Origin of the sequence: Streptomyces corallincola (genome assembly GCF_019104725.1) — a bacterium.
Taxonomy (GTDB): Bacteria; Actinomycetota; Actinomycetes; order Streptomycetales; family Streptomycetaceae; genus Streptomyces; species Streptomyces corallincola.
In genome coordinates, this window is record NZ_JAHRXF010000004.1 from 54,316 (window position 1) to 73,054 (window position 18,739).

An 18,739-nucleotide genomic window follows, 5' to 3' on the forward strand; every position below is an offset into this window, starting at 1 on the left:
GACCCGGGGGTCAGCCCACGACCACTACGACCACGGGTGTGTTGCCGTAGTTCCAGTTGTTGTAGAAGCCGCTGCGGTTGTAGAAGTTGTTGTAGTAGCAGTTGTTGCCCCACCAGCCGCCGCCGTTGTAGCAGCCGCGGTTCGTGGTGGTCTGCTGGGGTGCGGCCGAGGCGGTGCCGGCCACGCCCACCGCTGCTCCGCCGGCCAGCAGCACGCCGACGGCCGACAGTGCGGCAAGACGCCGCTTCGCACGATGTGCATTCATCGAACTGCCCTCCTTCCATCCTCCCGGTACGGCTCGCGCCGGTACGGGACGGATGGCCGCGGGACCGGAGCGATCTGCCCGGCGCGGTCGTAGGTGTTGCCGCATGGATGGGGGATGCAGGGCACGGGATCGCCCCGGTACGGCCGGGGAATGTCACCATTGGCACACCCTGCGGCGCGGCTCTCAATTGATGATGCTAGCCGTCCGGGGAGCACCCGGCATCCGGACGGATCAACCCCGCCGTACGCCCAGGAAACACGCCCCGACCAGGGGATTTCGGCACCTCGCCCCGAGTGCGGATGTCGCAGCCCCGGCCGTACAACCATCCCGGCCTCCCGTGGGTCCCGGTCACGGGAGATGATCTCCCGTCCGGTCCGGGTGAGAGAGGTTGGCACGGCATGTCCGAGCAGACGGAGAAGTCCGAACAGGACGACTGGGAGCGCGAGTTCGATCTTCGGTGGGCGAAGTCCGCCCCGTACAAAGAGCCTTCGGCGCGCGCCCGCATGCTCGCCGCCCGCTGGCGCGACAACCCGCCCGACCCGGCCCCCTTCCGCGCCGCCCCCGATCACCGCCCACCACGCCGTTCCTCCTGGCTCTCCACCGCCCTCGTGCTCGGCAGCATCCTCGCCCTGATAGCCCTCCTCGGCTACGCCCGGTCACTCGGGTGGTACTGAGCGGTGTCCGGCATGCAGACGCGGCAACGGCTCGCGCACGAACACGGGGCCCGACTCGCCGCCCGACTGTCGGTCGCCGTGGCCCAGGGACACGTGGGTTCCGACGACCCGCTCGACACGTACACCGCAGACGCCTGCGCCGTAGAGCTGAGCACCCCTCTCGACTGGCTCGGCTTCGACGCCGGTGCTCGTGCCCCGTGGGCCCACATCCCACCGGACACTCCGTACGCCCCCTCGCCCACCGCCCTCCTGCGCGACGCCCCGCTGCCCGACACGGGTACCGCCTGGCTCGCCCTCGCACTCTGCAACCACGACGGTCGGCTCCGCGAACGCGCGGTCCGGGCCGGCGCCGGGCACCCGGCGCTGGCCCCGCTGCTCGTCGTACGGTGTGCCGACTGGGCGGAGCCCGTGCGGGAGGCCGCTCGCGCGGCGCTCATCCCGGCGGTGGACGCCACGGTGGTCATCGGTATGGCCTCCCTCCTTCTACGGCTGTCCCTGCGGCTGCGCGGCGACTTCGCCGTTCCGCTGCTCGACGGCGTCCTGCGCCACACGTCCCTCTCCGACTGGTCCGCGCTGCTCCGCTCCCCCGACCCCGCCGTGCGCCGGTTCGCGTACGGCGTCGCGCTGGACGAAGGGCTGCTCACGCCCGTGGAGCTGGCCCGCGCGGCGGCCGGTGACGACGACCCGGTCGTCCGGGACCGGTGTGCCGACGCCGCCGTGGCAAAGGCGGGAGTGGCAGACGCCGATGCCGTGCTGGGCCCACTGCTCGGGGCGAGCGCGACGCAGGCAAGGGCCGCGGGGGTTTCGGCGCTGCGGCGGCTGGGGCGGCCGGACGCGGCGGTGCCGTATCTGGCGGACCGGGCGGCCCTGGTGCGGGCCTGCGCCCGGTACGTGCTGCGGCAGTACGGGCGTGATCCGCTCACCTGGTACCGGGCGCGGTGCGCCGACCCCGCGGACCCGACGCTGGAGCCGGGTGCCGTGATCGGTCTCGCTGAGTGCGGGGTCAGGACGGCGGACGCGGAGACGCTGCGGGCCCTGCTGGACCACCCCAGCACGGGCGTCCGGAGCCGGGCGGTGGCGGGTCTGCGCGCGCTGGACGTGAACGACATATCACTTATGCGCGCGCTGCTGGACGACCCGGCATCCGGTGTCGTACGCGAGGCCACCCTCGCCCTGCTGCCGTCGGCGGCACTGCTGCCCGAGCCCTGGCTGCTGGCGCGTCTGGCGCCGGGGCGGCCCCGGTGCGTACGGGTGTCGGCGTACCGCCTGCTGTCCGCCCAGGGTCCCGAGGCGGGGCTGCGGGCGGCGCGGGAGTTGGTGGAGGACGCGGACGCGCGGCTGCGGAGGCATGCGCAGGCCCGGGTGCGGCCGCCCCGCCGTGGTGGGGGGACGTGAGCCCTCCGGTACGACCAGCCCTTGAGCGGAGCTTTGCTGTGCCCTGGGTTGTCCGGGGCCGCCCAATGGGAGTCGGTGGGTGCACACTGGCAGTGGGACGAGTGCGTGACTGCGGGGTGATGCAGATGCGAAGCCGCTTCAGGAGCGACCGACGGCTGACCGTGCGGATGACGGTCACCATGTTCCTGCTCGGACTGCTGTACGTGGCGTTCATCGCGGCACTGATCGTGCTGCTGAAGTCATGGATCATGGTCGTGGTGATCATGGGTGCGCTGTTCGTGGCGCAGTTCTGGTTCTCGGACCGGATCGCCACGTTCGCCATGCACGGGCGGGTGGTGGAGCGGGAGGAGTATCCCGAGCTGCACGCGGTCGTGGACCGGCTGTGCGCGATCGCGGACATGCCGAAACCGGTGGTGGCCGTGTCCAACATGGACATGCCGAACGCGTTCGCCACCGGACGGAACCCCGATCACGCGGTGATCTGCGTGACCACGGGCCTGCTGCGCCGCTTGGAGCCCGCCGAGCTGGAGGGCGTCCTCGCGCACGAGCTCTCGCACGTGGCGCACAAGGACGTCGCGGTGATCACGATCGCGTCGTTCCTGGGCGTGATCGCGGGCCTGATCGTACGGTTCGCGTTCTACTCCAGCCTCTTCGGCGGGGGCCGCCGCGACCAGAACACCGCCGCGGTCTTCGCCGCCGTGATCGGTGTCTCGGTCGCCGTGTACGCGATCAGCTTCCTGCTGATCCGCGCCCTGTCCCGGTACCGCGAGCTGGCCGCCGACCGCGCCGCCGCGCACCTGACGGGCCGCCCCTCGGCCCTCGCGTCGGCGCTCACCAAGGTCTCCGGCGAGATCGCCCGCATCCCGACCAAGGATCTGCGCACCGCCCAGGCGTTCAACGCCTTCTACTTCACGCCCGCGGCGGGCAAGGAACCCGGCATCGAGCGCTACTTCTCCACCCACCCGACCCTGCAACAGCGCCTGGACCAACTCGGCCGCATCTCGACGGAACTGGGCGAGGCGGAGGAGCCGGACGGGGTGAGCTGAGCAGCGGAGCCGAGCGGAGGAGCCCGGGCAAACGGGTCACGGGTTCCACGGGTTTGTACGCGTTCCACAGATTCGCATGAGTCCCACAGGTTCTACGGGTTCTACGGGTTCTACGGTGTGACTCCCCGCGTCCTTCGGCCGGGGACTCGGGAAGGTGGAGTGAGCGTTGGGGCTGCTGGACATCCTGCTGGGCCGTACGAAGCCGGTGGCGCCGGACCTGGACCGGCTGTTCGCGTTGCCGTCGGCGGCGATCACGCTGGAGGCGGCGGCCGGGTTCAGGCCGACCGGGCAGGGCGCGGTGTGCTTCGCGTCCGTGGAGGGTGCCGCGTTCGAGCAGACCCACCGCGAGGTGCAGGCCCTCCTGGACGCGGACGCCGACCGCACCGGCCCGCCGGTGGAGCTGCGCACCGACTCCTACGGCTACTCCTGGCTGGTCTCCAGCCGCGAACCCGACCAGCTCCCCCAGCTCGTCAACGATCTCCACGCGGTGAACAGCTCGATGGAGGTCAACGGCTTCGGCCCCCAACTCCTCTGCTCCCTCGTCGGCTTCACCGACGACCGAGGCCGCCGCCTCGCCCTCGTCTACCTCTACAAGCGCGGCACCTTCTACCCCTTCGCCCCACTGGCGAGCGGCGGCGAGCACCGGGACAGCCCGCTGGAACTCCAGGTGAAGGCGGCGCTCACCGGAGATCTGCGGATCGAGCAGGACCTCGGGCGCTGGTTCCCGGTGTGGGGAGCGCCGGGGCTGTAGGGGCGGGGCGCAAACCGGGCGCGGGTACGGCGGGGACGGGGCGGGCATCGACGGTGCCCCGGCGACCTGCGGGCGCGAGCGGACCCAAGGCCGTACCCCGTGGGCGACGGCGGACCCGAGGCCACACCCCGTACCCCGCGACGTCCCGTACCGCGCTCCCCCCACGACGCCCCGCGCCGGAGCCACCCGATTGTCAGTGCCGTGCGCGACCACCGACGCGAGGGGTACGGCGGGCGGTGGGTGAGGAGGCGCGGATGGGTGGCGGGGTGCGGCACATCGGTGGGGAGGAGCGGCGGGCGCGGCTGGGGGTGCGGCACCTGCTGGCCCCCGCAACGCCGGGAGACTCCCCGGAGGCGGTCGCGGAGGCGCTGGTGGCGCTGCACGGGAGCGATCCGGCGACGGTGTTCCTGTCGGTGGCGGCGCGGCTGGCCGATCCGGCGAAGGCGGTACCGGAGACGGAGCGGGCGCTGTACGAGGACCGGACGCTGGTGCGGATGCACGGTATGCGGCACACGGTGTTCGTGTTCCCGGCCGGGCTGACCAGCGTCGTGCACACCTCGACCAACCTCGTGGTGGGCGCCCGCGCACGGGCCGCGCTGGTGAAGGACATGGCGGTCGCGGGCGCCCCGGACGCGGCCTGGCTGGCGGAGGTGGAAGGCTCGCTGCTGGCCGCGCTGGCCCGCCGGGGGCAGGCCACGGCGAGCGAACTCACCGCCGACGAACCCCGCCTCGGCGAGCGGTTCGCGTACGCGGCCGGGAAGAGTTACGAGGGGGTCCACACCGTCTCCTCCCGCCTGCTGCGGCTGCTCGGCGTGGAGGGCAAGGTCGTACGGGGGCGCCCGCTCGGCTCGTGGACGTCCGGCCAGTTCACCTGGGCACCCGCGCCACCGCACCCGGAGCTGGAACCCGCCCCGGCCCAGGCGGAGTTGCTGGGGCGCTGGCTGCGCGCGTGCGGGCCCGCCACGGAGGCGGACCTCAAGTGGTGGACGGGGTGGCGGGTCACGGAGGTGCGGCGCGCGCTCGCGGCGGTCGGAGCGCGGGAGGTCACGGTGGACGACGGCACGGGCGGCCGGGTCCCGGCGTATGTCACCGCCGACGACACCGCCCCGGTCCCGGCGCCCTCCGAACCCTGGGCGGCCCTGCTGCCGGGGCTCGACCCCACGGCGATGGGCTGGCAGGCCCGCGACTGGTACCTCTCCCCCGGCCTCCGCCCCCACCTCTTCGACCGCAGCGGCAACATCGGCCCCACGGTGTGGTGGAACGGCCAGGTGATCGGCGCCTGGGCCCAGCGCCCGGACGGTGAGATCGCCTGGCGCGTCCCCGACCCCGGCCTCCGCCGCGAGGCCGAGCGGGCGGTCACGGAACAGGCCGCGCGGCTACAGGGGTGGCTGGGGGACGTACGGGTCACGCCCCGCTTCCGGACGCCCTGGGAGCGGGAGTTGGCGGGATGAGGACGACTCCGCCGGGACCCGCCGCCTGAGCAGCGTGCGCTTGGAGGCCCCCGGGGGGCGAGGGCCGGGACGCCGCGCCCCGGGGGGGGCGAGGGTCGGGACGCCGCGTCCCGGACCGTACCCGCCGGACACCGCCAGGCCGACAACTCCCGTCCCGGCCGAGCCGATCCACTCCGCCGTGCCGCGCAGAAGCGCCGCACAGAAGCAGCGCGCCCCACATCACACCGGCGCCCCCGACACACCGGCGCCGGGTGCCCCGAAGGCACCCGGCGCCGTTCACCCCCCGAACTGCGGGACCAGGGCCCTCACCGGTTGTAGCGCATGAACGCCCGCACCATGTGGCACGTCGTCGGGGACGGCGGGTGGATGCCGACGGTGGCGGCGGTGGTGCGGATGGTCTCGTCACGGGCCTGGTCGGGGAGATAGACGCCGGAGTCGAGGAGGGCTATGGCCAGCCGCATGGCCTTGAGACGGCGGTTGTGGCGGACGTACCACTCACGGGGCCGACCGGCGGGCAGCGGGCGCTTGGGCTCCGGAGCGTACGGCGAGTCCAGCGGGACGGGCCGACGGGCAGTGGACTGGGTGGGCAGCGGCTTGGGCTTCAGGGCGGCAGCGGGCACGGGCATCCTCCTGTCGCGGCGGGAAACCTCCGGACACCCCGGCGCTTCCCTCGAACATTACGTCAATTCTACCGCTCCCCACTGACAATCGGGGAGCCGTTGAGCCCCGTCGAAATACCCTTTGAGCAGCCACTTTCCCACCAGCCACCCATGTTTCACCCCCACTCGAAGAGGGCTCGACCAAATCGAACACCAGCCGCCTTCGACGCCCCGCGTCCCCTACCGTGGCCGCATGGAAATCTGGATCAACCCCGCCTGCTCCAAGTGCCGCAGCGCCCTCACGATCCTCGACGCCGAGGGTGCCGAATACACCGTCCGCCGCTATCTGGAGGACGTGCCCGGTGAGGGTGAGATCAGGGACGTCCTCACGCGCCTCGGTCTGGAGCCGTGGGACATCGTCCGCACCCAGGAGGTGGCGGCGAAGGAACTCGGGCTGAAGTCGTGGGCGCGGGACGCGGAGACGCGGGACCGGTGGATCACCGCCCTCGCCGAGCACCCCAAGCTGATCCAGCGCCCCATCATCACCGCCGCCGACGGCACCGCCCTGGTCGCCCGCAGCGAGGAGGCCGTACGGGAGGCGCTGTCCCGGTAGCGGCGCCACGGCGCAGGGCAACACGGCGCGGGCCACGACCAAGGGGGCTGTGCGCCAAGGGGGTTCGTGGACCAAGAGAGTTCGTGGACCAAGAGAGTTCGTGGACCTGGGTGGGCATGTCAGCGGGTGCGCCAACTCCCCTGTGACGTACGTTACTTGAGAGGAATCTCGGCACGGGCTGAGCATCCGCGCCGGGAGGCCCGTACATAGCGGCGTACGCACCCCCCAACATCTCAGGAGGCGCGCATGTCGCGCAGGCGGACCCTCGGCCCCAAGAAGAAGCTCGCGCTGCTGGTCGGCGCGGCGGCGGTGGCGGGCGGCGGTGCCTTCGCGGTGGCGACCACCTCGAACGCCGCGAGCCCCGAGGGCGCCAAGACGCTTTCAGCGGGCGACTCGACCGTCTGCCAGGGCCTCGCCAGCGCCCTCGGCAACAACCAGAGGTTCATCGAGGGCCAGAAGACCGCCCCGGACGCGCAGTCCTCGGCGCGCATCGCCAACCGCGAGGCCGTCATCGAGCAGATCAAGGTCCAGCAGAAGGCGTCCGGCTGCACTGTCGGCCAGTCCGACCAGGCAGGTCAGGCACAGGGGCAAGGTCAGGCACAGGGGCAGAACTCCCAGGCGGGGCAGGCAGGGCAGGCGGGCCAGGCCGGGCAGGGTGGCGCGCAGGCCGGGCAGCAGGCAGGTGGTGCCCAGCAGGGCGGCAACGGCAACGCGGGCGGCGGCGCCGCCTCCGGTCAGCAGGTCTGCAACGGCTCCACCATCACCCTCTCCGGCGAGGCGGGCGCCCCGGCCGCGTCCAGCAACCAGTTCCCGGCGGGTACGACGCTGAAGGTCACCAACCTGGACAACAACAAGTCCACGACGGTCAAGGTGACCTCGGTGTCCGGGAGTTGTGCGCTCCTCAACAACGCGGCCTTCGAACAGGTCCGTGAGCCGGGCAAGTTCCTGATCCGGCGCGCGCTGATCGAGAAGATCGGCTGACGGCGGAGCGGGGCCGGTGAGAACCGCCGGGGGCGGACGGTCGGGCAAGGGCCGCCCGCCCCCGGTACCCCACGAGGCGGATGCGTGAAGGGCGCCCACCGCACGGCGGGGGCGCCCTTCCGCATGCCCGACCGCACGACGGCGAGCGCCTCTCGGGCATGCCCGGCCGCACAAGGGCGAGCGCCCCTTTCCGCAGCCCGGATGCTCCCCCGGCACCCCCATGTCCGCATACCGAGACACCTTTTCGGCCATCTCCATCCCCGCCGAGCCCCTGATCAGCGGCTCTTTCCCCTCTCACCCAGCGCCGCATCCCGCACCGCCCCCGCCGCTTCCCGCCACTTCCCGTCCACGCAGTGAGAGACCTCTCCTCCCCCGCGCCGCTGTCTGCTTCAATTGACCGCATGGCCGGCTATCAGCAGCGCACCACGACGGGGCGCCACGACCTTGAGCCGTTCTGGCCGTCCCGTCAGCACCACGACTTCGACCGTGTGTGTCGCCCCGCGAGGAACGCGCGGGCCCTCTAAAGCCGTATACCCCCGGCCTTCGGCCAGCGCGAATCGACGTACGTCCTCCGGCGCGCCCGACCACGAATCGTGGCCGCCGCTCTGCCCGACGAACTCCTCGCGCGAAAGAGCTGACCTCTCATGGCGACCACACGTACTTTCCCGACCGCCGCACGCACCACGGGCGCGACCCGCGCCGCAGCCGCACCGCCGCTCGCCGCTCCCGCCGCCTCCGCCACCGTCGGCGCACGGCACCGGCTGCGGGCCGTGGACCGGGACGAGGTGGTGGACCTCGCGGAGTTCCTCCCGCCGGGTGCCACCTGGCTGCCCGCGCCCCAGCACATCCTGCCCGCGCTGCCCGGCCGCCCCGCGATGGTCGGCTATCTGGTGCTCGTCCCGGCCGACCAGCAGCCGCCGTTCCTGCCGGTTGCCGTCCCGGACGCCCCGGCAGACGACGTGACCCCCGCCGACCGCGCCACCGCCACCGGCGGCGACACCCTCGTCCGCATCGACAGCGACCGCCGCATCGCCCATGTGGACGGCCGCGAACTCGACCTCACCTACCTGGAGTTCGAGCTGCTCGCCCATCTGGTCGCGCATCCGCACCGGGTGCACACCCGCGACCAGCTGGTCACCACGGTGTGGGGCTACGGCCACGTCGGTGACGGCCGCACCGTGGACGTCCACGTGGCCCGGCTGCGCCGCAAGCTGGGCGCCGAACACCGCCGTACGATCCAGACGGTACGGCGTGTGGGGTACAAGTACGCCCCGCAGAAAGGCCGTTGAACACGCCCCACTCCAACACCTCTGCTCGTAAGCCCCGTCCGCCCTCGGCTGACACCACCGCGCCACCCGACCCGCACCCGGCACGCTCGTCCGCATGAGACTTCTCGTACTGGGCGGAACGGAGTTCGTGGGCCGGGCCGTGGTGGAGGCCGCGCTCGGGCAGGGCTGGGAGGTGACCGTCCTGCACCGGGGCAGGCACCCGGCGCCGGAGGGCGTGACCGTGCTGCACGGCGACCGGACCGCCCCGGACGGCCTGGCCGACCTCGCCGCCCACCCCGCCAACTGGGATGCGGTGCTGGACACTTGGTCGGCCGGACCGCGCCCGGTACGGGACGCGGCCCGGCTGCTGCGGGAGCGCGCGGCACGGTACGTGTACGTCTCCAGCCGCTCGGTCTACGCCTGGCCCTGGCCCTCTCTCGGCCCCACCTCCGGGGACGGGGCGACGGTCACGGGCGCCTCACCCGACGCCGGTCCCACCGACTACGCCCGCGACAAACGCGGCGCCGAACTCGCCGTCGAGTCGGAGTTCGGCGCGGACCGCACGGTGCTGGCCCGCGCCGGGCTGATCCTCGGGCCCTACGAGAACGTGGGCCGCCTGCCCTGGTGGCTGGCCCGGATCGCCCGGGGCGGTCACGTCCTCGCACCCGGCCCGCGCGACCTGCCCTTGCAGTACGTCGATGTCCGCGACCTCGCCGGATGGCTCACCGGCGCGGTCGAACGCGCGCTGTCCGGACCGTACGACCTCGTGGGCCCGCCCGGCATCACCTCGACCGGGGAACTGCTGACGGAATGCGTCCGGGTCACCGGTTCCGACGCCGAACTGTGCTGGACCGAGCCGGAGTTGATCGAGCAGGCCGGGATCGAGCCGTGGACCGGCCTCCCGGTGTGGGCGCCGCCGGGCGGCGAGCTGTACGACAGCACGCACCGCGCCGACGCCTCGCGGGCCCTGGCGACCGGGCTGGAGTGCCGACCCGTGGCGGAGACGGTCGCGGACACGTGGGCCTGGCTGACGCGGATCGGCGGGACGGCACCACTGCGGCCGGACCGGTCGGTCAAGGGCATCGGCCCGGAGGTTGAGGCACGGGTACTGGCGGCCCGTGCCGGGGAACGGCCTGTGTGACGCGCCGCGCCTGCGGCGGGGCAGGCCGCCTGAGAGCACCTGGGTGCCGTGGAAGCGGGCTGCCTGGGCAAGCCCTGGTGCCGTGGGAGCGGGCCGCCTGCACCTCGCGCCGGAGGGCGGGGGCGCCGCCCCTCGGCGCCGGGCGCCGACCCCGCGCCCGCGCCCGCAACCCCGCACCACCTCGCAGCGCGCCGCACTGCACTGCACCGCACTGCGCCACCCCACCCCGCACCCCGCACCCCGCACCCCGCACCCCGCACCCCGCACCCGACCGGCGTACCCGGCGCCCCCACCCCAGGGGTGTAGCTGGCCCCACCCCCGTTCCGGGGTCTTGCCCCCGTGACCGGCGGGGCCCTGCTCGGCCAGACTTTTCACATGGACACCCAGACCCGTCAGGACCATGCCCCCGGTGGGGCGAGAGACCGCGCCCGAGAAGTGCTGCTCGCCGCTGTGCGCGGGCTGGTGCTGGCCGCCGTGCTGCTGCCGTTCTCGTTGCTGATGCTGATCCTGACGGTGGTCTCGGTCGCCCTGGTCCCGCTCGGTGTCGGTCTGTTCACCACGCCCGCGCTGCTGGGCGGGGTGCGGGCGCTGGCGGATCTGCGGCGCGGGCTGGCCGACGAGTGGTGCGGAATCCGGGTGCCGCCCGCGTACCGGCACATCCCGGCGAGCGCGAAGCCGTGGACGCGGACGTTCGCACAGCTCAGAGACCCGCAGGTGCGTCGGGATCTGGTGTGGCTGCCCGTGGACGCGACCGCCGGGTTCGTCACCGCGCTGCTCCCGGCGGTGCTGGTGTTCTACCCGGTGGAGGGGTTCGCGCTGGCGGCGGGGCTGTGGCGGCCGGTCGCCCGCACCGAGCCGTACTGGTACGGCTTCGTGCCGGTCACCGGGCAGGCGAGCGCGCTCGGCGCCGGTGCGCTGGCCCTCGTCCTGCTGCTGGCCGGGGCTCGGTACGCACCGCGCCTGCTCACCGCGCACTTCCGGCTGACCCGCGCTGTCCTGGCCCCCGGCGCCGCCGAACTGACCGAGAGGGTGCGGGTGTTGACGGAGACGAGACGGGACGCCGTGGACAGCTCGGCCGCCGAGCTGCGCCGGATCGAGCGGGATCTGCACGACGGGGCGCAGGCGCGGCTGGTGGCGATGGGCATGGATCTGGGCACGGTCGAGATGCTGCTGGACCGGGACCCTGAGCAGGCCAGGGAGTTGCTGCGCAGGGCCCGGCAGAGTTCGGCGGACGCGCTGGAGGAGTTGCGGGATCTGGTGCAGGGCATCCATCCGCCGGTGCTGGCCGAGCGGGGGCTCGGGGACGCGGTGCGGGCGCTGGCGCTGCGGCTGCCGCTGCCGGTGGAGGTGAGCGTGGAGCTGCCGGGCCGGGCGGAGGCGCCGGTGGAGTCGGCGGCGTACTTCGCGGTGAGCGAGGTGCTGACCAACGCGGTGAAGCACTCCGGTGCCGAGCGGCTGACGGTGGACCTGCACCATGCCGGGGGCGCGCTGCGGATCACGGTGACGGACGACGGGCGGGGCGGTGCGTCGGTGGCCGGGGGTTCGGGGCTGGCCGGGGTGGAGCGGCGGCTCGGTACATTCGACGGCGTGCTGGCCGTCAGCAGCCCGGCGGGCGGTCCCACCCTGGTCACGATGGAGATCCCGTGCGCGTTGTCCTAGCCGAAGACCTCTTCCTGCTCCGTGACGGCCTGGTGCGGATGCTGGAGGCGTACGGCTTCGAGATCGTGGCGGCGGTGGAGTCGGGGCCCGAACTGGACCGGGCGCTGGCCGAGTCGGCGCCGGACGTGGCGGTGGTGGATGTCCGGCTGCCGCCCACGCACACCGACGAGGGGTTGCAGTGCGCGCTGCGGGCGCGCCGGGCCCGGCCGGGGCTGCCGGTGCTGGTGCTGTCGCAGCACGTGGAGCGGCTGTACGCGCGGGAGCTGCTGGCGGACGGGAACGGCGGGGTGGGCTATCTGCTGAAGGACCGGGTGTTCGACGCCGACCAGTTCGTGGACGCCGTACGGCGGGTCGCGGCGGGCGGTACGGCGATGGACCCGCAGGTGATCCAACAGCTGCTGGCGCACCGTGCGACGCGGGAGCGGCCGGTGGACCGGTTGACGCCGCGCGAGCTGGAGGTGCTGGGGCTGATGGCGCAGGGCCGGTCCAACGCGGCGATCGCGGCGCAGCTGGTGGTGACGGAACGGGCGATCGCCAAGCACACCTCCAACATCTTCGCCAAACTGGGACTTGAGGTGTCGGACGACGACAATCGCCGCGTTCTCGCGGTGCTGGCCCACCTCGACCGGGATCGTTGATTTTTCTCAACTCTCGCTGCTCATAGGGCATTTGAAACTCCTGTGGCACAAGTTCCGCCGAACAATCACCGCGTCGGCTGAACACCCGCGCGGCGGTGTGCGTATGGATGGGCGCCGCTTCACTCCTGTCGGGCGCCTCGACGCAGCCCTGCAAGGAAGTCATGAGGAGTTCCCATGGGACGCAGTACACGCAAACGCCGTACGCCGCTGGCCACGAAGGCCATTGCCGCATCGGCGGCCCTAGCGCTCGGTGGGGGCGGGCTGATCTGGGCGAATTTCTACGCCTCTGCTCACGAGAAGAACCAGTCGTGGGGAGGGAACCAGACCAAGGCCGAGACGGCGCAGGTCGCCACGATCTCCTGCCCCGACGTCGGCCAGAAGCTGACCGAGGTGCCCGGTCAGGCCCGTGGGGAGGTGGACGGCGAGCTGGGCAACCTGGACCGGCAGATCACCGACGCCTACCAGCGCCTGGCGACCACGCGTGACGCGCAGGCCAGGGACGCGAGCTTTGTGCAGAACTCCATCCTCCAGCCGCTCCAGGAGCGCCGGAAGGTGATCCTGGACCGCATCAAGCTGGAGGTGACGCGGGCCGGTGGCACCGCGCCGTCCGACCTGGACGCGCTCGCCAACTGCACCGCCGCCGCGGCTCAGAACGCGGGCGGCCAGCAGCAGGGCGGCGGCCAGGCGGGCGAGGGCCAGCAGGGCGGCGGCCAGCAGCAGGGTGGCGGTCAGCAGCAGGGTGGCGGTCAGCAGCAGGGCAACGGCGGTCAGCAGGGCGGCGGGCAGGCGGGCGGCGCGATCGGCGGGCAGGCGGGCAACGGCCCCGTGGCGGCCGACTTCGTGGACATCACCAAGGTGGGGCGCAACGTCGCGGCCAAGCCGCGCAAGAGCTGGGGCGCCTCCAAGGGCACCTTCACCACGCGCTGCGGTGTGAACGCCAACAAGAACCACAACACCGACAACGTCATCGTGGCGCCCGGCGTCAACAACGGCGCGCACCACCTGCACGACTACGTCGGCAACCAGAAGATCAACGCGTTCGCCAGCAACGACACCTTCCTCCAGGGCGGCACCAGCTGCCAGAACGGCGACGACCTGTCGGCGTACTACTGGCCGGTGGTCCGGGTCCAGGACGGTTCGCAGGACTTCGACCAGAACGCGGACGGCGGTGGCAAGGAGGGCAACGTCGGCAAGATCCTGGTGCCGCGGCAGGCGGAGATCAAGTACGTCGGCAGCCCGCGCGGCAAGGTGACCGCGATGCCGCAGTTCCTCCGCATCATCACCGGTGACGCCAAGACCACCACCAACGGTCTGGCCAACGCCAACGCGCACTGGTCCTGCACCGGCTTCGAGAGCAAGGTGCAGCTGACCGAGCAGTACCCGATCTGCCCGCAGGGCAGCAAGGTGGTCCGCACCTTCGCCTTCCAGAGCTGCTGGGACGGGCAGAACACCGACAGCGCCAACCACCGCACCCACGTGGCGTTCGCCGACGCCAACGGCAACTGCGGCAACGGCTTCAAGGCCATCCCGCAGCTGACCATGCGGCTGGTCTACGACATCAAGCCGCCGACCCTGGAGAACGGCCAGGTGAAGAACGCGTACGCGGTGGACGGCTTCCCCGAGCAGCTGCACAAGGCGGCCACCGACCACGACGACTTCATCAACATCACCAAGGGCAACCTGGCGAACCGCATCGCCAACTGCCTGAACCGGGGGCAGAACTGCCGGTGAGGTGAGCGCCGGTGAACGTGCGGCGGGCGGTGGGATCTCCCACCGCCCGCCGCGCGCTTTTCCGTGTGCCGTCTCCGGCGGCCGTTGGTTTCCGGCCGCCGTTCAGCCCTGGTGGGCGTGGTGGTCCGTGCCGTCCTCCAGGTCGCCGCCGAGCGTGCCGCGCAGCGAGGTGACGACTCCGGTGTCCCCGACGGCGACCCACTTGCGGCCGACGAGGTAGTGGCCGCCGTAGTCCTTGGCGTCGTTGATCCACTCGCGCTGACCGCGGTCGGTGGCGAAGGTGGCCAGGACGAACCGTCCGGCCCGGTTCTTGCAGAGCGCCTGGCGGATCTCGTCGGCGTCGGTCTGCATGTCCGGCGCGCACTTCACCTCGGCGGCCAGGCTCTCCAGGCTGCCGGTGGCGGTGGGCGGCACGGTGGCCGTGCGGTCGGCGCCCGAGCCGCAGCCCGCGAGCGCCACCACGGCCGCGCAGGCGCCGGCCACCGCGAGCAGCGCCCGGCCGCCCTTTCGACGGGCCAGGGGTCCTGTCGGCAAACTCATCTGTCCTCCGGTCGCGTTCGGGCCAAGCATGCCCTGCGGGGCCCCGGCGCGGGACCCTCCCGTTCGATACGGGCGCGGGCGGCGCCGTGCTCAAGGCGCCGTACTCAAATCGGTTGCGGGCCGGACCCGCCCGCGTGCGAGAGTGGCCCGCGTGAACCGAGACTGGGAAGACCGGGTGGCCGCCGCCTGGGCGGAGTTCGACAGTTACCCGCAGGCACGGGCGGCCGAGTTCCGGGACGTGATCGGCAAGTTGGTGGCCGAACTCCCCGAGGGCAGCCCGCTCGGCCCCTTCGAGCAGGCGTGCGCGTGGGACTCCACCGGCCACTCGGACCGGGCGGTGCCGCTGTACCGGGAGGCGCTGGAGCGCGGCCTCGACGCCGAGAGTCGTTACAAGAGCCGCCGTACCCGTATCCAGCTCGCCAGTTCGCTGCGCAACACCGGCCGGGCCGAGGAGGGCGTCGCCCTGCTCACTCCCGAACTGGACGCCTCCTCCGACGAGTTGGACGACGCCGTCCGCGCCGCTCTCGCGCTGTGCCTGTCCTCCCTCGGCCGGGACCGCGAGGGCCTGTCCCTCGTCCTCGGCGCCCTCGCACCCCATCTCCCGCGCTACCAGCGGTCGATGGCGAACTACGCGCGCCTGCTGACAGCACCGGAGGACTGACGGACGGCGGACCGGGGCCCGCCCACCGGACGCCCCCACCGGACGCCCCCGCCGGATGCCCTCCGCACGCCAACCGGCCCCGCACGCCGACCCGCCCCGCCCGTCCAGCGACCGCACGACCGGCCGAAGCGGGCCGCACCCAGCTCCACCAAGCCGCGCCGCACCGGGTGACCTCAGCACGTCTCGCTCGTTCATCCGGGCGTGCAGTCACCGGATGTAGCTCAGCGCCCCGCAACTCCCGCCGCCGGAACGGACATCGACGTCGAGCAGGCCGAGGCCGCGCTCGTCGAGCACTATCCGCGGCTGGTCCGGCTCGCCTATCTCGTCCTGCCGCCCCGGCTCGGCCGTGGCCGACGGGTGCTGACGGCACACGCCCTGGCCCAGCGGGCGCTGCCGCGCGGCAAGCAGCCGGTGGGGGCGATCCCGGCGCAGGCCACCGGCCGGGAGGGCGACCCCGGTTACGCGCTGATGCGGCGGCGGGTGCTGCGTACCGCGCTGGAGGCGGCCCGCCCCCGCAGGCGGCTCCCCCGGCTCTCCCAGTTCCCGCCGCCGCTGCCGCAGGTGTGGGGGCTGCGGCTGTTCCCGCGCACCGGGGGCGCCGATGAACTCGACCTGGACCAGCGGCTGTCGGGACTCTCCGGACCGGCCCGCGCCGCGTACGTACTGCGCGGCCTGGAGCGGCTGGAGGACGCCGATGTGGTCCGCGTCCTGAGGTCCGCCGGGGTCACCGACCCGGAGGAGGCGCTGGCCGGGGCCGCCGAGGTGCCCGCGCGGGACGCGCTGCTGACCTCCGCCGAGTTCGACCCGTGCTGGCTCCAGGCCCGCCCCACCGATCTGCTGCGCCGCCGCCAGCACACCAAGGCCGCGCTCGCCGCGGCCGCCGCGCTCGCGGTCTGCGGGACGCTGGTGGCGCTGCCGGGCGGCGGCTGGGGGCCGGACGGTGCCGCCGCGCCCGCGTACGCGCAGAACCCGGCCGCCGAGGCCGCCCTCGACCCCGGCAGGCTGCTGCGCACCGCCCCGGCCGCGTGGGAGACGTCCGCGCGCGGCGACTTCTCGGTGTGGCCGGCCCGTGGTCCGCTCACCGGGGACCGGGCGCTGCTGCGCCGCGCGCTCGCCGTGTGGGCGCGGCCCGGCGCCACGGTCCGGGTCTCCGCGACCCCCGGCACCCAGACCGGCGGCCCCGCCGGACCGCCCCAACTCCTTTACGCGGGCCAGGTGGACGCGGCCCGCGTGGTGATCCTCTACGACGGTCTGCGCATCGCCCGCTACGCCGAGCCGACCGACGGCACGGCGGGTGCGGCCCTGGACTTCGCGCGGGTGGACGGCGCGACCGGCGCGGAGGCGGGCGCTCTGGTGCTGGGCCGCTCGGACAGCAACGTCCGCTATTTGACGGCCCCTTGGGTGAAGCAGGCGGCGCGGCGGGACCTGATGAAGCCGGACGCCCCCGCGACACCGCTCGCCCTGAAGGACGGGGTGACCGAGCCGCTGCCCAGCCCGGCGATGCAGACCGGCGGCTGCACCTCGTGGAACGTGCTCCAGCTCACCGACACGAGCGGCACCCGGCTCGCCACCGATCTCGGGGAGCTGGTCCCGGCGCATCTGACGGCGGGCGGTCCCGGCGCGCCGAAGGAGGTCAACGGCCCGGACGGGCTCAAGGCGTGGGCGCCGTTCGCCTGTTCGCTGTCCGCGCAGCGCGCGGCGGGCATCCGGTCGGTCAACGCCTGGCAGTTCGCGGAGCAGCCCCTGCCCGACGGCAGCGGTCCGGGCACCTGGGTCTGCACCCGCGCGGACACCTGGCGGGGCGAGGGGGCGCAGGCGCTGGCCCAGTTCCGTACGCCGGGCGGGCCGGTGGGGGCGGTGGTCGCCAAGGGGCAGGACACCCGGTCCTGCGGGCCGCGCGACCCGCACGCGCTGGCCGGGGTGCTGTGGAAGTCGGGCGGCGGCCACTGGTATCTGCTGGCGGCCGGTGATCCGGCGACCACGAGCATCGCCGCGACCGGCGGGGTGAACGCGAGCGAACCGGGCCGGCTTCTCGCCGTGCAGACCAGGCAGGGCACCCAGGCGCAGCTCAAGGCCGCGCTGGCGAACGGCAGGACGATGGAGGGGCTGCACTGAGCCCGGCATGACATGTATACCCGGCTTGTCCGAACTCCGCGCCCGGTAGCGCCCGTTCCGCTGCGGGCGCGGTCGGTATGGTGGTCGCATGAGTACCGGGGTGCGCCGCAGGATGGGTGTCGAGGAGCGGCGGCAGCAGCTGATCGGGGTCGCGCTCGACCTGTTCAGCCGACGGTCGCCCGACGAGGTGTCCATCGACGAGATAGCGGCGGCGGCCGGTATCTCCCGGCCGCTGGTGTACCACTACTTCCCCGGCAAACTCAGCCTGTACGAGGCCGCGTTGAAGCGGGCGGCGGATGATCTGGCGGGCCGGTTCCGGGAGCCGCACGAGGGCCCGCTGGGCGCCAGGCTGCTGCGGGTGATGGGCCGCTACTTCGACTTCGTGGACCAGCACGGCCCCGGTTTCTCGGCGCTGATGCGGGGCGGTCCGGCGGTCGGCTCGTCGGCGACGAACGCGCTGATCGACTCCGTACGGCAGGAGGCGTACGAGCAGATCGTGTCCCATCTCGGGGTGGCCGAGGCGCCCGCGCGGCTGGAGCTGGTGGTGCGGTCGTGGATCTCGCTGGCCGAGTCCACGGCGCTGATCTGGCTGGACGGCCGCCGGGTGCCGCGCGCGGAGCTGGAGGCGCAGTTGGTGCACGACTTCGCGGCGCTGGCGGCGGTGAGCGCGGCGTACGACGCGCAGATGGCGGAGCTGCTGCGGGCGATGGTCGCGGAGGAGCCGGACGACGGTCCGTTCGCGGATCTCGTCGGCCGGCTGCTGGCCCTGGCGGCGTCCTGAAGGACCGTGGGGCCGGTCCTTCAGGACGCCGGTAACCAGCCTCAGCGGTCGGACTTGCGGTACGACGGGTCGAGGTCGCGGACCTCGGCCGAGGCGTGCACCGCGACCCCGTCGCCGGGCGTGACGTACCGGTGGATCAGGCCGAGCGCGGTCTCGGCGAGCCGCTCCCTGGTCGCCGCGTCGCGTCCGGCGAGGAGCCCGATGGTGACGTGCACGACCGTGTGCCCGCCCGCCGCCGGGTCCTCGTAGCCGTAGACGGTGAACGCGCCCGGCCGGAACTGCGTCTTGCAGGCTTCCGGCCGGGCCGCCGCGATCTCCACGGTGGCCTCGTGCAGCGCACGGGCGAACCCGGCCCGGTCGAACGCGTTCTCCAGTTCGGCCGAGTGGTCGATGGTGATCTGCGGCATGGGTGGTGCTCCTGTTCTCCGGT

The 18,739-nt window shown here is 73.2% G+C and carries 19 protein-coding genes; 15 read left to right on the top strand and 4 right to left on the bottom strand.

What is annotated here, in order from left to right; translation table 11 throughout:
• Positions 1-10: 10 nt before the first annotated feature.
• Complete coding sequence (locus KUM39_RS04550; RefSeq protein ID WP_217784063.1) at positions 11-265, bottom strand: hypothetical protein; 255 nt, start codon at positions 263-265, stop codon at positions 11-13.
• A 398-nt stretch (positions 266-663) separates the two neighbouring features.
• On the opposite strand from KUM39_RS04550, the gene KUM39_RS04555 reads away from it, so the two are divergent.
• From KUM39_RS04555 to KUM39_RS04575, 5 genes are all read left to right on the top strand, one after another.
• Positions 664-939 carry an SCO2583/SCO2584 N-terminal domain-containing protein gene (locus KUM39_RS04555; RefSeq protein ID WP_217784064.1) on the top strand — a complete coding sequence of 92 codons (276 nt, stop codon included), beginning with the start codon at positions 664-666 and terminating at the stop codon, positions 937-939.
• Between the two features lie 12 nt (positions 940-951).
• Positions 952-2,334 (top strand): hypothetical protein, encoded by a 1,383-nt coding sequence (locus KUM39_RS04560; protein WP_246619584.1) that lies wholly within the window; start codon positions 952-954, stop codon positions 2,332-2,334.
• Positions 2,335-2,459: 125 nt separating this feature from the next.
• Positions 2,460-3,380: a zinc metalloprotease HtpX gene (gene htpX / locus KUM39_RS04565; protein WP_217784065.1), complete on the top strand. Its 921-nt coding sequence runs from the start codon at positions 2,460-2,462 to the stop codon at positions 3,378-3,380.
• Positions 3,381-3,546: 166 nt separating this feature from the next.
• Entirely contained in the window at positions 3,547-4,131 is a 585-nt protein-coding gene (gene pspAB, locus KUM39_RS04570; protein ID WP_217784066.1) for a PspA-associated protein PspAB, read from the top strand.
• Positions 4,132-4,385: 254 nt separating this feature from the next.
• On the top strand, positions 4,386-5,582 hold the full coding sequence (locus KUM39_RS04575; protein ID WP_217784067.1) for a winged helix DNA-binding domain-containing protein: 1,197 nt from the start codon (positions 4,386-4,388) through the stop codon (positions 5,580-5,582).
• A 305-nt stretch (positions 5,583-5,887) separates the two neighbouring features.
• Here KUM39_RS04575 and KUM39_RS04580 read toward each other — a convergent pair whose 3' ends face one another.
• A complete protein-coding gene (locus KUM39_RS04580) occupies positions 5,888-6,202 on the bottom strand; it encodes a hypothetical protein (protein WP_217784068.1) in 315 nt (104 codons plus the stop codon).
• Between the two features lie 232 nt (positions 6,203-6,434).
• Between KUM39_RS04580 and KUM39_RS04585 the strand changes: the two genes are divergently transcribed.
• The 7 genes from KUM39_RS04585 to KUM39_RS04615 all read left to right on the top strand — a co-directional run bounded on the left by KUM39_RS04585 (position 6,435) and on the right by KUM39_RS04615 (position 14,212).
• A complete protein-coding gene (locus KUM39_RS04585) occupies positions 6,435-6,794 on the top strand; it encodes an arsenate reductase family protein (RefSeq protein ID WP_217784069.1) in 360 nt (119 codons plus the stop codon).
• 246 nt (positions 6,795-7,040) lie between these two features.
• Positions 7,041-7,775, top strand: a complete 735-nt coding sequence (locus tag KUM39_RS04590; RefSeq protein ID WP_217784070.1) for an SCO2207 family protein — start codon at positions 7,041-7,043, stop codon at positions 7,773-7,775.
• 644 nt (positions 7,776-8,419) lie between these two features.
• Positions 8,420-9,064, top strand: a complete 645-nt coding sequence (locus tag KUM39_RS04595) for a winged helix-turn-helix domain-containing protein (protein WP_217784071.1) — start codon at positions 8,420-8,422, stop codon at positions 9,062-9,064.
• 94 nt (positions 9,065-9,158) lie between these two features.
• Positions 9,159-10,184, top strand: a complete 1,026-nt coding sequence (locus KUM39_RS04600; RefSeq protein ID WP_217784072.1) for an NAD-dependent epimerase/dehydratase family protein — start codon at positions 9,159-9,161, stop codon at positions 10,182-10,184.
• A gap of 375 nt (positions 10,185-10,559) precedes the next feature.
• Positions 10,560-11,843, top strand: a complete 1,284-nt coding sequence (locus KUM39_RS04605; protein ID WP_217784073.1) for a sensor histidine kinase — start codon at positions 10,560-10,562, stop codon at positions 11,841-11,843.
• Positions 11,828-12,481 (top strand): response regulator transcription factor, encoded by a 654-nt coding sequence (locus KUM39_RS04610; RefSeq protein ID WP_217784074.1) that lies wholly within the window; start codon positions 11,828-11,830, stop codon positions 12,479-12,481. The genes KUM39_RS04605 and KUM39_RS04610 overlap by 16 nt, the downstream gene beginning before the upstream one ends.
• 174 nt (positions 12,482-12,655) lie before the next feature.
• Positions 12,656-14,212 carry a DUF1996 domain-containing protein gene (locus tag KUM39_RS04615; RefSeq protein WP_217784075.1) on the top strand — a complete coding sequence of 519 codons (1,557 nt, stop codon included), beginning with the start codon at positions 12,656-12,658 and terminating at the stop codon, positions 14,210-14,212.
• A gap of 102 nt (positions 14,213-14,314) precedes the next feature.
• Here KUM39_RS04615 and KUM39_RS04620 read toward each other — a convergent pair whose 3' ends face one another.
• Positions 14,315-14,752: a hypothetical protein gene (locus KUM39_RS04620; RefSeq protein WP_217784076.1), complete on the bottom strand. Its 438-nt coding sequence runs from the start codon at positions 14,750-14,752 to the stop codon at positions 14,315-14,317.
• Between the two features lie 151 nt (positions 14,753-14,903).
• Between KUM39_RS04620 and KUM39_RS04625 the strand changes: the two genes are divergently transcribed.
• The 3 genes from KUM39_RS04625 to KUM39_RS04635 all read left to right on the top strand — a co-directional run bounded on the left by KUM39_RS04625 (position 14,904) and on the right by KUM39_RS04635 (position 18,309).
• Positions 14,904-15,413 (top strand): tetratricopeptide repeat protein, encoded by a 510-nt coding sequence (locus tag KUM39_RS04625; protein ID WP_308288036.1) that lies wholly within the window; start codon positions 14,904-14,906, stop codon positions 15,411-15,413.
• A gap of 201 nt (positions 15,414-15,614) precedes the next feature.
• A complete protein-coding gene (locus KUM39_RS04630; RefSeq protein ID WP_217784078.1) occupies positions 15,615-17,528 on the top strand; it encodes an amino acid adenylation domain-containing protein in 1,914 nt (637 codons plus the stop codon).
• 88 nt (positions 17,529-17,616) lie between these two features.
• A complete protein-coding gene (locus KUM39_RS04635; RefSeq protein ID WP_217784079.1) occupies positions 17,617-18,309 on the top strand; it encodes a TetR/AcrR family transcriptional regulator in 693 nt (230 codons plus the stop codon).
• Positions 18,310-18,350: 41 nt separating this feature from the next.
• Here KUM39_RS04635 and KUM39_RS04640 read toward each other — a convergent pair whose 3' ends face one another.
• Positions 18,351-18,716, bottom strand: coding sequence for a 5-carboxymethyl-2-hydroxymuconate Delta-isomerase (locus KUM39_RS04640; protein WP_217784080.1), 366 nt, complete (start codon positions 18,714-18,716; stop codon positions 18,351-18,353).
• Between the last annotated feature and the right edge of the window lie 23 nt (positions 18,717-18,739).

What these genes read in the sequence shown, in the direction of transcription:
- KUM39_RS04550 (WP_217784063.1), bottom strand. Translation starts at nt 265, where the DNA reads ATGAATGCACATCGTGCGAAGCGGCGTCTTGCCGCACTGTCGGCCGTC.
- KUM39_RS04555 (WP_217784064.1), top strand. Translation starts at nt 664, where the DNA reads ATGTCCGAGCAGACGGAGAAGTCCGAACAGGACGACTGGGAGCGCGAG.
- KUM39_RS04560 (WP_246619584.1), top strand. Translation starts at nt 952, where the DNA reads ATGCAGACGCGGCAACGGCTCGCGCACGAACACGGGGCCCGACTCGCC.
- htpX (WP_217784065.1), top strand. Translation starts at nt 2,460, where the DNA reads ATGCGAAGCCGCTTCAGGAGCGACCGACGGCTGACCGTGCGGATGACG.
- KUM39_RS04575 (WP_217784067.1), top strand. Translation starts at nt 4,386, where the DNA reads ATGGGTGGCGGGGTGCGGCACATCGGTGGGGAGGAGCGGCGGGCGCGG.
- KUM39_RS04585 (WP_217784069.1), top strand. Translation starts at nt 6,435, where the DNA reads ATGGAAATCTGGATCAACCCCGCCTGCTCCAAGTGCCGCAGCGCCCTC.
- KUM39_RS04590 (WP_217784070.1), top strand. Translation starts at nt 7,041, where the DNA reads ATGTCGCGCAGGCGGACCCTCGGCCCCAAGAAGAAGCTCGCGCTGCTG.
- KUM39_RS04595 (WP_217784071.1), top strand. Translation starts at nt 8,420, where the DNA reads ATGGCGACCACACGTACTTTCCCGACCGCCGCACGCACCACGGGCGCG.
- KUM39_RS04600 (WP_217784072.1), top strand. Translation starts at nt 9,159, where the DNA reads ATGAGACTTCTCGTACTGGGCGGAACGGAGTTCGTGGGCCGGGCCGTG.
- KUM39_RS04605 (WP_217784073.1), top strand. Translation starts at nt 10,560, where the DNA reads ATGGACACCCAGACCCGTCAGGACCATGCCCCCGGTGGGGCGAGAGAC.
- KUM39_RS04615 (WP_217784075.1), top strand. Translation starts at nt 12,656, where the DNA reads ATGGGACGCAGTACACGCAAACGCCGTACGCCGCTGGCCACGAAGGCC.
- KUM39_RS04620 (WP_217784076.1), bottom strand. Translation starts at nt 14,752, where the DNA reads ATGAGTTTGCCGACAGGACCCCTGGCCCGTCGAAAGGGCGGCCGGGCG.
- KUM39_RS04635 (WP_217784079.1), top strand. Translation starts at nt 17,617, where the DNA reads ATGAGTACCGGGGTGCGCCGCAGGATGGGTGTCGAGGAGCGGCGGCAG.
- KUM39_RS04640 (WP_217784080.1), bottom strand. Translation starts at nt 18,716, where the DNA reads ATGCCGCAGATCACCATCGACCACTCGGCCGAACTGGAGAACGCGTTC.